Annotated in this window: 12 protein-coding genes; 7 read left to right on the top strand and 5 right to left on the bottom strand. The window is 60.5% G+C overall.

Annotation, left to right across the window (positions count from 1 at the left end):
* Window positions 1-124: 124 nt before the first annotated feature.
* From BS627_RS09815 to groES, 4 genes are all read right to left on the bottom strand, one after another.
* Window positions 125-571 (bottom strand): DoxX family protein, encoded by a 447-nt coding sequence (locus BS627_RS09815; RefSeq protein WP_077982874.1) that lies wholly within the window; start codon window positions 569-571, stop codon window positions 125-127.
* Window positions 572-723: 152 nt separating this feature from the next.
* Window positions 724-1143, bottom strand: a complete 420-nt coding sequence (locus tag BS627_RS09810) for a hypothetical protein (RefSeq protein WP_077982873.1) — start codon at window positions 1141-1143, stop codon at window positions 724-726.
* 661 nt (window positions 1144-1804) lie between these two features.
* Complete coding sequence (gene groL / locus BS627_RS09805; protein WP_077982872.1) at window positions 1805-3439, bottom strand: chaperonin GroEL; 1635 nt, start codon at window positions 3437-3439, stop codon at window positions 1805-1807.
* Between the two features lie 73 nt (window positions 3440-3512).
* Complete coding sequence (gene groES, locus BS627_RS09800) at window positions 3513-3809, bottom strand: co-chaperone GroES (RefSeq protein ID WP_077982871.1); 297 nt, start codon at window positions 3807-3809, stop codon at window positions 3513-3515.
* Between the two features lie 367 nt (window positions 3810-4176).
* On the opposite strand from groES, the gene BS627_RS09795 reads away from it, so the two are divergent.
* The 4 genes from BS627_RS09795 (at window position 4177) to BS627_RS09780 (ending at window position 10050) form a co-directional block, all read left to right on the top strand.
* The gene (locus BS627_RS09795; RefSeq protein ID WP_077982870.1) at window positions 4177-5025 is read left to right on the top strand and encodes a TIGR01459 family HAD-type hydrolase; all 849 of its coding nucleotides are present in this window, start codon (window positions 4177-4179) and stop codon (window positions 5023-5025) included.
* A gap of 47 nt (window positions 5026-5072) precedes the next feature.
* Window positions 5073-6053 (top strand): bifunctional riboflavin kinase/FAD synthetase, encoded by a 981-nt coding sequence (locus tag BS627_RS09790; RefSeq protein ID WP_077982869.1) that lies wholly within the window; start codon window positions 5073-5075, stop codon window positions 6051-6053.
* 279 nt (window positions 6054-6332) lie between these two features.
* Window positions 6333-9254: an isoleucine--tRNA ligase gene (gene ileS / locus BS627_RS09785; protein WP_077983052.1), complete on the top strand. Its 2922-nt coding sequence runs from the start codon at window positions 6333-6335 to the stop codon at window positions 9252-9254.
* Window positions 9255-9396: 142 nt separating this feature from the next.
* A complete protein-coding gene (locus BS627_RS09780; protein WP_077982868.1) occupies window positions 9397-10050 on the top strand; it encodes a hypothetical protein in 654 nt (217 codons plus the stop codon).
* Between the two features lie 46 nt (window positions 10051-10096).
* Here the strand turns inward: BS627_RS09780 and BS627_RS09775 are convergent, their stop codons facing one another.
* Complete coding sequence (locus BS627_RS09775) at window positions 10097-10555, bottom strand: nucleoside deaminase (RefSeq protein WP_077982867.1); 459 nt, start codon at window positions 10553-10555, stop codon at window positions 10097-10099.
* Window positions 10556-10626: 71 nt separating this feature from the next.
* On the opposite strand from BS627_RS09775, the gene BS627_RS09770 reads away from it, so the two are divergent.
* The 3 genes from BS627_RS09770 to BS627_RS09760 all read left to right on the top strand — a co-directional run bounded on the left by BS627_RS09770 (window position 10627) and on the right by BS627_RS09760 (window position 14225).
* Window positions 10627-12573 carry a pseudouridine synthase gene (locus tag BS627_RS09770; RefSeq protein ID WP_077982866.1) on the top strand — a complete coding sequence of 649 codons (1947 nt, stop codon included), beginning with the start codon at window positions 10627-10629 and terminating at the stop codon, window positions 12571-12573.
* Window positions 12554-13111, top strand: a complete 558-nt coding sequence (gene rsmD / locus BS627_RS09765) for a 16S rRNA (guanine(966)-N(2))-methyltransferase RsmD (protein ID WP_077982865.1) — start codon at window positions 12554-12556, stop codon at window positions 13109-13111. The genes BS627_RS09770 and rsmD overlap by 20 nt, the downstream gene beginning before the upstream one ends.
* Window positions 13112-13298: 187 nt before the next feature.
* The gene (locus tag BS627_RS09760) at window positions 13299-14225 is read left to right on the top strand and encodes a patatin-like phospholipase family protein (RefSeq protein WP_077982864.1); all 927 of its coding nucleotides are present in this window, start codon (window positions 13299-13301) and stop codon (window positions 14223-14225) included.
* The last annotated feature ends 105 nt before the right edge of the window (window positions 14226-14330 follow it).

Raw genomic sequence — 14330 nt, 5'->3', positions numbered from 1 at the left:
TTCAGGAGCAGGTTTCTTCAACATGTCCCAATGAATCATAAACCCCCAGCTCACGCCAGGGGTTTGTCAGCAGTCTGAGCCGCCGGAGTGATCCGGCGGCTTTTTTTTTGGTAATCGGTTTCGCTTATGCGTGGGCGACAGCCGCGCCGCGCTTGGCGTCGACGGAATAGGCGCCAGCGCCGAAGGCGGCAAGCAGGATGTAAGCGCCGGCAAGGGTGATGTTCTTGACCATCATGATGCCGTTCAGCGTGTTGATCCAGCCAAGAGCCGGCTCAGGCCAGCCAGGAACGGCAACGGTGCCGCTGTGGAAAACCAGACCGGTGAAGATGCAGAAAACGGCAAGCGCCCAGGCAGCGATCTTGGTCTGGAAACCAGCGAGAATGGCAAGGCCGGCGACGAGTTCGAACAGGCCTGCAATATAGGCAAGCGCGGTTGCGGCGGGCAGGCCGGCACCGTTGATCATGCCGGCCGTGCCGGCCGGATCGACGAGCTTGCTGAAGCCCGAGGTGATGAAGATGAAGGAAAGCAGAAGACGGGCGATGAGAACGAGAACGTTCTGGCTGGTGGACATGGATATCTCCGGTAAATAATCGGCGTGTCGCCGGTTGAACTGCAATGTCTGGAGATATCAATGACCGAAAATCATCCGCCCATAAAGATGAACAATAGAAGACAAATCGTCTTCATTTTGTGAACGGTCTCGGGTGTCTATCCGGATTATGTTCAGGCGGCGAAGCGAATATCCTCAAAGCGCGGAAACAGGAAAAGTCCGGTTATGCGCCCTTGCTGGCCTTTTTCGAAGCCGGAAGATTCACCCATGCAGATGACCGGCTGCCGCATCGCCGGCAAGATGGAAAGGCCGGTTGAAAAACAGAAACGTGAGGGCGCGGTGGAAACCTGCTCGAAAAGTTCCAGCACGCGGGCGTGGTCTGCGCGGTCGTAACAGCGGACAAGGCTGAGCAATCCGCACTCGCCCGGCGGCAGGCCGTGCATAAATGACGCATGTTCGCCGAGCCGGATGACGCCGCTCGAAAGATCGCTGCTCCACTCCTCCGACATGAAGAAATGCGACAGGGTCCGGGGATCGGGCGTGGTTGTTACCGCCGCAGGCAGAGCATCGTTGCGTCTTGATATTTCAAACAAATCGCGCCCCCCGCATGAACACGTGCCAGCACCGTCGCTTCAAGCGCCACTGCTAGGTTGAACCCTTACCGCCCCCCGCAGTCGAGCATATTTGCCATACATCGAAACCCCTTCAATGCGTGGCCGCCTCGGCGCGGAACCCTTACGGGGGCTGACTTATAGTTTATTTTCCACTACCTACAACAACCACTCAGTGAGAAAATCAAAAATATTATGTATTTCTTCTTCAAAATCGTGAGGCATGCGAAAAAGTACAACTAAACAGCGCACTTATAAGACGGTCCGAGTTGAGGTCGGCCCCGTATGGGGTGGTGATTCGCTGGTGAATGTGCCCCATTATTGCATAGGGCTGCAAAAAATAGCCGGATAAAATCACGCCTGTTCCAAAACGGGACAATACACGAACTTCTCCTCCTGCGGCCTTAAGAATTGTGCAACCTGTTGATTCCATGTGGCATCTCTCGCGAGAGCGTCGACGTCCTTCTTGGGAGAGGCCCAAGAACCTGCAAACGACTGATTTTATTGGATGTGATTATATCCTTGGGGACGGCCCAAGGATGAGGCCGTTAAGCTGCGCCGCCTTCCGTCAATCACGTAGGTACCGGCAAAGAAAAAGGGCGATCCGAAGACCGCCCTTTCTTAATTCCGGTGACAGGACTGATTAGAAGTCCATGCCGCCCATGCCGCCGCCCGGCATTGCCGGCATCGGAGCGTCCTTCTTCGGAAGCTCGGCGATCATGGCTTCGGTGGTGATCAGCAGCGAAGCAACCGAGGCTGCGTTCTGCAGAGCCGTGCGGACAACCTTGACCGGGTCAACGATGCCGAGCTGGATCAGGTCGCCATATTCGCCGGTCTGGGCGTTGTAGCCGTAGTTGTCTTCGTTCTTCTCGAGGATCTTGCCAACAACGATCGAAGCTTCGTCACCCGCGTTGTCTGCGATCTGGCGAACCAGAGCCTGCAGGGCGCGGCGGATGATGTTGACGCCAGCTTCCTGATCGTCGTTTTCACCCTTGACGGTGATCTTCGTGGAGGAACGCAGCAGGGCAACGCCGCCGCCCGGTACGATGCCTTCCTGAACGGCAGCGCGCGTCGCGTTGAGAGCGTCGTCGATGCGGTCCTTCTTTTCCTTCACTTCGACTTCCGTCGAGCCGCCGACACGGATAACGGCAACGCCGCCAGCGAGCTTGGCAAGACGTTCCTGCAGCTTTTCGCGGTCGTAGTCGGAGGTGGTTTCTTCGATCTGCGCCTTGATCTGGGCAACACGGCCTTCGATGTCGGACTTCTGGCCGGCGCCGTCAACGATGGTGGTGTTTTCCTTGGAGATCGAAACCTTCTTCGACTTGCCGAGCATGTCGAGAGTAACGTTTTCGAGCTTGATGCCGAGGTCTTCGGAGATGACGGTACCACCGGTCAGGATGGCGATGTCTTCCAGCATGGCCTTGCGGCGGTCGCCGAAGCCAGGAGCCTTGACAGCAGCGATCTTGAGGCCGCCACGCAGCTTGTTGACGACGAGCGTTGCAAGAGCTTCGCCTTCGACGTCTTCAGCGATGATGACGAGCGGCTTGCCGGTCTGAACGACGGCTTCGAGAACCGGCAGCATGGCCTGAAGGTTCGAGAGCTTCTTTTCGTGCAGGAGGATGTATGCGTCTTCGAGGTCCGCAATCATCTTTTCCGGGTTGGTCACGAAGTAGGGCGACAGGTAGCCGCGGTCGAACTGCATGCCTTCGACGACTTCGAGTTCGGTTTCAGCGGTCTTGGCTTCTTCAACGGTGATGACGCCTTCGTTGCCGACCTTCTGCATTGCTTCAGCAATGTCGAGGCCGATCTGACGCTCGCCGTTTGCAGAGATCGTGCCGACCTGTGCAACTTCTTCGGACGTGTTGATCTTCTTGGCCTTGGCCTGAAGGTCCTTGACGACTTCAGCGACGGCCAGATCGATACCGCGCTTCAGGTCCATCGGGTTCATGCCGGCAGCAACTGCCTTGGAACCTTCGCGAACGATGGCCTGGGCCAGAACGGTCGCGGTGGTGGTGCCGTCACCGGCAATGTCGTTGGTCTTGGAGGCAACTTCGCGAACGAGCTGCGCGCCCATGTTCTCGAACTTGTCTTCCAGTTCGATTTCCTTGGCGACGGAAACGCCGTCCTTGGTGATGCGCGGAGCGCCGAAGGACTTGTCGATAACGACGTTACGACCCTTCGGGCCGAGGGTGACCTTCACTGCATCAGCAAGAATGTCGACGCCCTTGAGCATCTTTTCGCGTGCTGTGCGGCCGAATTTTACTTCTTTGGCTGCCATGTTCAAAACTCCTGGTTTCGAATGGCCGGAACGGGTCCGGCTTGAAATTTAAGGAAGGATGGGTTGGCCGAAATCAGCCGATGATGCCCATGATGTCGGCTTCCTTCATGATCAGAAGGTCTTCGCCGTTGAGCTTGACTTCGGTGCCCGACCACTTGCCGAACAGAACCCGGTCGCCAGCCTTGACGTCGAGAGCGACGACCTTGCCGGACTCATCGCGTGCGCCGGAACCGACGGCGACGATTTCGCCTTCCTGCGGCTTTTCCTTGGCGGTATCGGGAATGATGATGCCGCCCTTGGTCTTTTCTTCGGACTCAACGCGACGAACGACGACGCGATCGTGAAGCGGGCGGAAGTTGGTGCTTGTCATTGTCTAATCCCTCGATCAAATGACTGCGCGAGTTTTTGCACTCGCCTGATGGGTGTTAGCACTCTCGTTTATCGAGTGCCAGCGGAACCGAGATAAGGAGGGCTTCTGCCGGAGTCAAGAACGCCCTGTCTGAAAAATTTCATGGCTTATGGTTATCAGCGTTCCATGACAGAAATTTCCCATGTGCGGGCAGGCGCCGCGACGACATTCTTTTCGCGGGTTGCGGCCGCATCGTATCTAGGGGGTATTTGTGTTCATGCTGCGTCAGGCGGGTCAAAGACCGCCCTGGCGGCGCTTTTTTCCTTGCCATTGGCGTCCCGCTTTGCGATGTGACGCTCACCCTTTTCTAGCATCCGGAAAGCATCTCATGGCCCATCGCATTCTCACTCTCGGCGAAATCACGGCTGGGTTCGACGTTATTCTTTCGGATGTCTGGGGCGTGCTGCACAATGGCGTCAGCGCCTTTCCGGATGCGGCAGTTGCGCTGCACGAAGCGCGCAAGGCTGGCAAGACGGTGGTGCTCATCACCAATTCGCCGCGCCCCGCTCCCGGCGTCATCGCCCAGCTTCGTGTTCTCGGCGTGCCGGATGAGGCTTATGATCGGATCATCACCTCTGGCGACGTGACCCGCGGACTGATTGCGGAAGGCCCGAAAAAGGTCTTCCTGCTTGGCCCCGAGCGCGACATGCCGCTGCTGGAAGGCCTTGATGTTGACGTCGTTGGCGAGACACAAGCGCAGTCCGTGGTCTGCACCGGCTTTTTCGACGACGAGACGGAAACGCCGGAAGATTATACCGAAATGCTCAAGGGCTTCATCGCCCGCAATGCACCGATGATCTGCGCCAACCCCGATCTTGTGGTGGAGCGCGGCGAGCGCATCATTCCCTGCGCCGGCGCCATGGCGGCCTATTACGAACAGCTCGGCGGCGAAGTCCGCATTGCCGGCAAACCGCATGCGCCGATCTATGAGGCCTGCCTTGCGGCGGCCAAGGAAGTGCGCGGCGCCTTCGCCAAGGACCGCGTGCTCGCCATCGGCGACGGCATGCCGACGGATGTGAAGGGCGCGATTGCGAGCGGCCTAAACCTTCTTTATATCAGCGGCGGCATTCACGCCGCCGAATATACGCTGAACGGCCAGACGGACGAGGCGCTTCTCAACGCCTATCTCAAGGGGCAGGGTGCTGCTCCCGGCTGGTGGATGCCCCGTCTTGCTTGAAGCCGTCTCGGCTAAGGAATAGCTGGCGCAGGAATGGATCGATTGCCATGACCGTCTTTCACCGCAATGAAAAAAAGGAGCCGCTGCCGGAAGCCCTTCGCGGCGGCGTCATCGCCATCGGCAATTTCGACGGCGTGCATCGCGGCCACCGGGCGGTGCTGGATCGTGCCCTGGAACTGGCGGAAGCCCGCGGCGTGCCCGCGCTGGTTTTGACCTTCGAGCCGCATCCCCGTTCCGTCTTCCGTCCCGATACGCCGGTCTTCCGCCTCACGCCCGCGCCGCTGAAGGCGCGCATTCTCGAGGCCATCGGTTTCCGCTCCGTCATCGAATATCCCTTCGACCGGGAATTTTCGCAGCGCTCGGCGGAGGAATTCGTCCAGTCCATTCTGGTCGACTGGCTTCACGCCAGCGCTGTTGTCACCGGCTTCGATTTCCATTTCGGCAAGGGCCGCGAAGGCGGCCCGGCATTTCTGATGGCGGCCGGCAAACGCCACGGTTTCGACGTGACGCTGGTGGATGCCTTCCGCGACGAAGGTGCGGATGTCGTCTCCTCCAGCCGCATCCGCTCGCTTCTGTGCGAAGGCGATGTGGTGGGCGCCGCCGGCCTGCTCGGCTATCGCTTCACGGTGGAAAGCGAAGTCATCGGCGGCCAGAAGCTCGGTCGCACGCTGGGTTATCCGACCGCCAACATGGCGCTGGCGCCGGAAACGGAGCTGAAGGCCGGCATCTATGCCGTGCGGTTCCGCCGCCCGGACGGTTCGATCCGCGATGGCGTGGCGAGCTTCGGTTACCGCCCGACCGTCACCGAAAACGGTGCGGCGCTGCTCGAAACATTCGTCTTCGATTTTTCCGGCGATCTTTATGGCGAGGTCTGTTCGGTCTCCTTCTTCGGGCACCTGCGCGATGAATTGAAATTTGACGGTCTTGATCCGCTCGTCGCCCAGATCAGGCGCGATGAAGAAGAGGCGAGGGCGATGTTATCGGGCGTGCGCCCGCTCAGCGAACTGGACGCCAGGATCGCGTTCTGACCGGGTAAGGCCGGTTAGCACTGTTCCGGCCGAGAACGCCGTCGCTTTTCTCTTCCTTTTTGCCGGAAAACCGCATAAACAACCGGCCATGTCCCAATACCGGTTGATGTTTAAAACTCAGATTGGCCGAATTATTGGCCCGGCCTTCCGCCCGCTCTGACGAGCCGGAAGGTCCGGGATTTTGGCGCTTGTCATGACTTTTGTCATGGCGCTTTCCGTATTTGCCCTCTTTGAAATTGAGACGGCGCGACCGACACGGCGCGCAACAACGGTATGATTATGAGCGACACCGCAGAAAAACTGGATTACTCCTCCACCCTCTATCTGCCGCAGACGGATTTTCCGATGCGCGCCGGCCTGCCGCAGAAGGAACCGGAAACGGTGAAACGCTGGCAGGAAATGGGCCTCTACAAAAAGCTGCGCGCCTCCGCCGCCGGCCGCGAAAAATTCGTGCTGCATGACGGCCCGCCCTATGCCAACGGCAACATCCACATCGGCCATGCGCTGAACAAGATCCTGAAAGACGTCATCACGCGCTCGTTCCAGATGCGCGGTTACGACGCCAATTACGTGCCCGGCTGGGATTGTCACGGTCTGCCGATCGAATGGAAGATCGAGGAAGCCTATCGCGCCAGGGGCAAGAACAAGGACGAGGTTCCGGTCAACGAATTCCGCAAGGAATGCCGTGACTTCGCGGCCGGCTGGATCAAGGTTCAGTCGGAAGAGTTCAAGCGCCTCGGCATCGAAGGCGACTTCGAAAACCCCTATACGACGATGAACTTCCACGCCGAAGCCCGCATCGCCGGTGAACTCCTGAAGATCGCCCGGAGCGGCCAGCTTTATCGCGGCTCCAAGCCGATCATGTGGTCGGTGGTCGAGCGCACGGCGCTGGCGGAAGCCGAAGTCGAATACCACGATGTCGAGAGCGACATGATCTGGGTGAAATTCCCGGTGAAGTTTGTACTACGCGATGGTCCCACTATGACGGATCTGCTTGGTACTTCAGTCGTCATCTGGACAACGACGCCGTGGACCATCCCCGGCAACCGCGCCATCGCGTTTTCGTCGCGGGTCGAATATGGCCTGTTCGAAGTCGAAAGCGCGCAGAACGATTTCGGCCCGCAACCGGGTGAAAAGCTCATCTTCGCCAGGAAGCTTGCCGATGAGGCTGCTGCCAAGGCGAAGCTGACCTTCAAGTTCGTTCGCGATGTGACAAGCGAAGAATTGGCCGCCATCACCTGCGCCCATCCTTTGGCGTCGCTTGGCTACACCTTTCCGGTTCCGCTTCTCGATGGCGATCACGTCACCGACGATGCCGGTACGGGTTTCGTGCACACCGCGCCAAGCCATGGCCGCGAGGACTTTGATGCCTGGACGAACAGCGTCCGCACCCTTGAAGCACGCGGGATCGATACCAAAATCCCGTTCCCGGTCGATGACGCCGGTTTCTACACCGAAGACGCCCCCGGTTTCGGCCCGTCGGCCGAAGGCGGTGCTGCCCGTGTCATGGACGATAACGGCAAGAAGGGCGATGCCAATGAGCGCGTCATCAAGGCGCTGATCGCGGAAAACAACCTGTTTGCGCGCGGCCGCCTGAAGCACAGCTATCCGCACAGCTGGCGCTCCAAGAAGCCGGTCATCTTCCGAAATATGCCGCAATGGTTCATCAGCATGGAAACGGAGTTGGGCGATGGCACCACGCTACGCTCGCGGTCGCTCAGTGCAGTCGAGGCGACACGTTTCGTGCCGCCCTCCGGTCAGAATCGTTTGCGCGCCATGATCGAAAGCAAACCCGACTGGGTTCTTTCGAGGCAGAGAGCGTGGGGCGTCCCAATAGCGATTTTCGCGGACGAGAAGGGCGAGGTTCTGCTCGACGATGCCGTCAATCAACGGATTGTGGAGGCCTTTGAGGCTGAAGGCGCTGATGCCTGGTTTGCTGAAGGCGCCAAGGAACGCTTCCTCGGCAATGACCACGACCATGCCAAATGGCAGCAGGTCATGGACATTCTCGACGTGTGGTTCGACAGCGGCTGTACGCATACCTTCACACTGGAAGACCGCCCTGATCTCAAATGGCCGGCGGATGTCTATCTGGAAGGCTCCGATCAGCATCGCGGCTGGTTTCAATCGTCGCTCGTCATAGGTTGTGCGACGCGCGGCCGTGCGCCCTATAACGCCGTTGTCACCCATGGTTTCACCATGGATGAGAAGGGCGAGAAGATGTCGAAGTCCAAGGGCAACGTCGTCTCGCCGCAGGAAGTCATGAAGGACGCGGGCGCCGATATCCTGCGCCTGTGGGTCATGACAACAGACTACTGGGATGACCAGCGCCTCGGCAAGGCCATCATCCAGACCAATGTCGATGCCTATCGCAAGCTGCGCAACACCATCCGCTGGATGCTCGGCACGCTCGCCCATTACGAGGGCGAGGAGATCGCTTATGACGATCTGCCGGAACTGGAAAAGCTGGTGCTGCACCGCCTGTCCGAACTGGATGGCGTCGTGCGTGAAGGTTATGACGGTTTCGAGTTCAAAAAGATCGCCCGCGCGCTGGTGGATTTCGCCAATGTCGAGCTTTCCGCCTTCTATTTCGATATCCGCAAGGACACGCTTTATTGCGACGCGCCGTCGTCGCTGAAGCGCCGCGCGGCCCTGTCCGTCATCGCCAAGCTGTTCGATTGCCTGGTATCGTGGCTCGCGCCAATGCTGCCCTTCACGACGGAAGAAGCGTGGTTGTCGCGCTATCCGGATGCGGAATCGGTGCATCTCGTCCAGTTCCCGGAAATTCCGGCGGAATGGAAAAACGATGCGCTTGAAGCGAAGTGGGAGAAGATCCGCAAGGTCCGCACGGTCGTCACTGGCGCGCTTGAAGTGGAACGCCGTGAAAAGCGTATCGGCTCTTCACTGGAAGCTGCCCCTGTCGTCCACATTGCCGACGCCGATCTTCTGGCGGCGCTGAAGGGGCAGGATTTTGCCGAAATCTGCATCACCTCCGCCATCTCGGTGGTGGGCGATGAAGGCCCGGCCGATGGCTTCCGTTTGCCGGAAGTGGCGAAGGTCGTGGTCGAACAGAAGCTGGCGGAAGGCGCAAAATGCGCCCGCTCCTGGCGCATCACCACCGATGTCGGGTCCGATCCGGAGTATCCCGACGTCTCGGCCCGCGATGCGGCGGCCCTGCGTGAGCTAGCCGCACTCTCGTAACGAAAATGACCGGATGAATTGCGCTTTGCCTCTTCATCCGGTACACCTGCCTGAAAATGGCCGGATTTGCACGGCAATGCGGGCTGCCGCCTGCCGAAAGACGATGTCTGGCGAAGTGGGACGGACGGCTGGAAGGGTTTCAATGAAGATGATGAAGGCTTTTGGGCAGGGTAGTGCGCAGGGTTTGGGCATGTTTCGCACGGTTGTTGGCGTCACGACGATAGGCGTGCTGCTGGGCGCCTGCACCAGCCCGACCTACGGTACGGGCAAGACGGCGGCCGAACAGCTGGTCGACGACCTCGGCAACGCGACCTCGATCACCGGTGACCAGAGCAAGCGCAACCTGAAATACGGCCCCCGCCCGGGCCTCGTCGTTCCCGCACAGGCCCGCGCCGAACAGCTGACCACGCCGCAGCAGAACATGGCGAACCGCGAAAACAATCCGCAATGGGTCGAATCGCCGGAAGAAACCCGTGAACGTCTGCGCGATGAGGCGGACGCCAACAAAAACAACCCGCATTACCGCTCGCCGCTGCTCGCCGGCAACGGCACCGCCGGCCAGATGACCGAAAGTCAGAAATGGGAAGCCTTCCGCAAGGCCAAGGCTGACGCCCAGGGCGGCTCCGTGGTGAATGCCCAGCGCAAGTTCCTGACCGATCCGCCAGCCGAATATCGCAGCCTTCCGCAGGATCAGCTGACCGATCTCGGTGAGCCGGAGCAGAAGAAGGCAAAGCGCCGCAAGAAAGAAGCGGCCGTGGCGAACACCGGCAAGAGCTGGTGGAACCCCTTTCAGTAAAATATGACTGATGGCTGGCGGGAAATTTGTTTCTCCCGCCCGCCGCTCAATCCTCGAGGCGTTTCTCTCTGAAAAATTGCCGCAGAATCTCCGCACTTTCACTTTCCGCCAGACCCGAATAGACATCCGGCGCATGGTGGCATGTCGGCTGGCTGAAGAAACGCACGCCGCTCTCCACTGCGCCGCCCTTGGGGTCCTGCGCGCCGTAATAAAGCCGGCGGATACGGGCGAATGAAATCGCCGCCGCGCACATGGTGCAAGGCTCCAGTGTCACGTAGAGATCGGCGCCGGGCAGGCGTTCCTGCTCCAGCGCCTCGCAGGCCATGCGGATCACGGCGATTTCGGCGTGCGCCGTCACATCGTTCAATTCACGGGTGCGATTGCCGGAACGGGCGATGACGCGGCCGTCCAGAACCAGTACAGCGCCGATCGGAACCTCCTGCCGCTCAGCCGCGGCACGGGCTTCGACAAGCGCCAGCTCCATGAAATGCGTCCTTTCGGCCATTGCGATTCAATTTCCTCTTAACCCTTGTGCTTGGACCTGATAGGACAGCCCAAACAACAGGCAAACAGCAAATGACTTTTAAAGACAAGCCGAAGCGTGACGGCGGCAAGACAATTAGCCGCGACAGGAAGCCGAAAGGCCCCGGTAAGCCCGCCGCAGAGCGCGAAAAGAAACCGACCGAGGCAAAGGCCGCCCCGGCGCCGGAAACCGTTGGCGGCTCCAAGCCCGAGCGCATTTCCAAGATCATGGCGCGCGCAGGCGTCGCCTCGCGTCGCGATGTCGAGCGCATGATCATGGAAGGCCGCGTATCGCTGAACGGCGTCAAGCTGGATACGCCGGTGGTGAACGCCACGCTGTCCGACAAGATCGAAGTCGACGGCATGCCTATTCGCGGCGCCGAGCGCACGCGCCTGTGGCTTTACCACAAGCCCGCCGGTCTGGTGACGACCAATTCCGACCCGGAAGGCCGCCCGACCGTCTTCGACAATCTGCCGGGTGAACTGCCGCGCGTGCTCTCCATCGGCCGTCTCGATATCAATACCGAAGGCCTGCTGTTGCTCACCAACGATGGCGGTCTTTCCCGCGTGCTGGAACTGCCGACCACCGGCTGGCTGCGGCGCTACCGCGTGCGCGCCCATGGCGAGGTCGATCAGGCAGCGCTCGACAAGCTGAAGGAAGGCATTGCCGTTGACGGCGTGCTCTACGGCGCAATCGACGCAACGCTCGACCGCACCCAGGGCCACAATGTCTGGATCAGCATGGGCCTGCGTGAAGGCAAGAACCGCGAGATCAAGAACGTGCTCGGCGCGCTCGGTCTCGAGGTCAACCGCCTGATCCGCGTTTCCTACGGTCCGTTCCAGCTCGGCGATCTGCCCGAAGGCAAGGTGCTGGAAGTGCGCGGCCGCATGCTGCGCGACCAGCTCGGCCCGCGTCTCATCGAACAGGCCGGCGCCAATTTCGACGCGCCGATCTACAATGCGCCCGTTGAGGATGAAGAAGACGACACGCCGAAGCGGCCCGTGAAATCCGAATGGGCAAAGAGCGATGCGCCGGAAGGCAAGCCGCGTTTCGAAAAAAGCGGTAAGTCCGAGGATCGTCGTGAAAAGGCGCTTGGACGGCTGGATACCAAGCGCGGCGACAAGCCGGCTGGCAAGTTCGGTTCCAAGCCCGCCGGGAAATTTGCCGCCAAGGGCCGCAGCGAGGATGAGGGCGACGACCGTCGCCCCCGCCAGCCTGCCGGCACCAGCCGCACGGCCAATGTCTGGATGGCGCCCGGTGCAAGGCCCACCCGTGACGGCAAGGAGCGCAAGTCTTCCGCCCGCGCGGAAGCCGAAAACCTCTTCAAGAAGCCTTCCGCCCAGGACGAGGCGCGCCGCAACGTCGTGCGGCATGCGGATGCCGAGGGCGAGTGGATCCGCTCGGATTCTCCCCGCGAAGAAGAAGGTGGTCGCGGACGCGGCGACCGTCCGCGCGGTGAAAAGAGCTTCGGTGACCGCCCGGCACGCGGTGGCAAACCTTTCGGCGACCGGCCATTCCGCGACAGGCCGCGTGAAGAGGGTGATCGCCCGCGCGGCGACCGTCCGCGCGGTGAAAAGAGCTTCGGTGACCGCCCGGCACGCGGCGGCAAACCTTTCGGTGACCGGCCGTTCCGTGACAAGCCGCGTGAAGAGGGTGATCGTCCGCGCAGCGACCGCCCACGCGGCGAAAAGAGTTTCGGTGATCGCACCGCCCGCGGTGAAAAACCCTTCGGTGACCGTCCGTTCCGCGACAGGCCCCGTGAAGAGGGTGATCGCCCACGCGGCGAGCGCCCGGCGGGCGACAAGCCGCGTGGCGGCAAGCCGGGCGGCAAACCCGGTTTCGGCAAACCATCTTTCGGAAAATCGGGCGAACGTTCAGGTTTCTCAGGCAAGAGCAAAGGCCCCGGCGGTCCCGGCGGCGGCAAGCCGGGCGGCAAAGGCCCGGGTGGCAAACCTTCTGGAGGCAGGGGAATGACACGTAATGCGGATCGTAGGCGGTGAGTTCCGCGGCCGGACATTGGCCGCGCCGAAATCGAATTCCATTCGTCCGACCATCGACAGGACGCGGGAAAGCCTCTTCAATATTCTGAGCCACGCCTATCCGGAAAGTCTGGACGGCACGCGCGTTCTGGACGTTTTCGCCGGAACCGGCGCCGTCGGTCTGGAGGCGCTTTCGCGCGGCTGTCGTGTGGCGCTCTTCGTCGAAAACGGCGTGGAGGGCAGGGGGCTGCTCTGGGAAAATATCGATGCGCTGGGTCTGCATGGCCGCGCCCGCATCCTGCGGCGTGATGCCACCAAGCTCGGCGGCGTCAACAATATAGAGCCCTTCGATCTTCTCTTCGCCGACCCGCCCTATGGCAATGGCCATGGTGAAAAGGCTTTCGCGGCAGCGCACAGCGGCGGCTGGCTGACACCTGGCGCGCTTGCCATTCTCGAAGAGCGCGGCGATGTGGCGGTGAAGGTCGATCCGGTATTCAAACCGCTGGAAAGCCGCATCTTCGGCGATACGAAAATGCATTTCTACCGCTACGAGCCCTGAAGCATTTCAAGGAAAAGTGGAGCCCGGTTTTCCGTCCGGACATGCGACAGAACAAGAGTTGGAGTGTTTCCGCGCTTGGAAGAAAAGCGAAAACACTCCGACAGGAACACCTTACCGTCATGCCACGGTCTTGTCTTGTTTGCGCAATAGGCAGAATCTTTGCCGTGGAAAGAATTTGGGTATTCGCATGGAGCAGGGTGTAAACGAGAGCATAACGATCGTCCGCGCCGGGGAAGAGGTTCTCGAAGGTGACGGCGCGGGTGGCCATGAGCCGACTTTCGGACTGGCGCTCGGCGGCGGCGGCGCACGCGGCATCTGCCACATCAACGTCATCGAGGCATTGGACGAACTCGGCATCCGGCCCGTTGCGATTTCCGGTTCGTCCATAGGCTCCATCATCGGCGCGGGCATGGCGGCCGGCATGACGGGCCGGGAAATCCGCGAATACACGCTTGAACTCATGGGACGAAAAGGATCGGTCGCCAACCGGCTCTGGAGCCTCGGCCCGGCATCGATGCGCCATGCGGTGGACGGTTTTCGCCTCGGGCAGTTCAACCTCGAACTCATCCTGCACGCCTTGATGCCGCAGGCCCTGCCGAAGGATTTTTCCGAGCTTGCCATTCCGCTCAAAGTGATAACGACGGATTATTACGCCCAGACCGAAGTGTTGGTGGAAAGCGGCGAGATCATTCAGGCGCTGGCGGCATCCGCCGCCATTCCGGCACTGTTCATGCCGGTGCGCATCGATGGCCGCATCATGATCGACGGCGGCATCTTCAATCCCGTGCCCTATGAACATCTGCTGGATCGGGCCGATATCGTCATCGGCGTCGACGTCGTCGGTGGCCCGGAAGGTGACGGCACCACCATGCCGAACCGGCTGGATAGCCTGTTCGGCGCCAGCCAGCTGATGATGCAGGCGGCGATTGCCCTGAAACTGAGGTTACGCCCGCCACACATTTTCCTTCGCCCCCCGGTCCACCGTTTCGGCGTGCTGGATTTTTTGAAGTCGGAGGAGGTGCTGAATGCCTCCAGCGGTATCAAAGACGAGCTGAAACGCCATATCGAGATGCAGGTGGAGCTGTTTCACCGCGGGCAGGGTGTGGAGGCTTGAGCGTTAAATCCTGAATAGGGAGCGAGCGGGTGCCACTTGTTTCTTCTCCCCGGCGGGGAGAAGGTCGCGGCAGCGGGATGAGGGGGCGAGGGTAGAGAGTTACGG

It is taken from the genome of Agrobacterium salinitolerans (assembly GCF_002008225.1).
GTDB classification, from domain to species: domain Bacteria; phylum Pseudomonadota; class Alphaproteobacteria; order Rhizobiales; family Rhizobiaceae; genus Agrobacterium; species Agrobacterium salinitolerans.
Note: the sequence above shows the minus strand (reverse complement) of the source record. Positions and strands in the feature narration are given on the sequence as shown.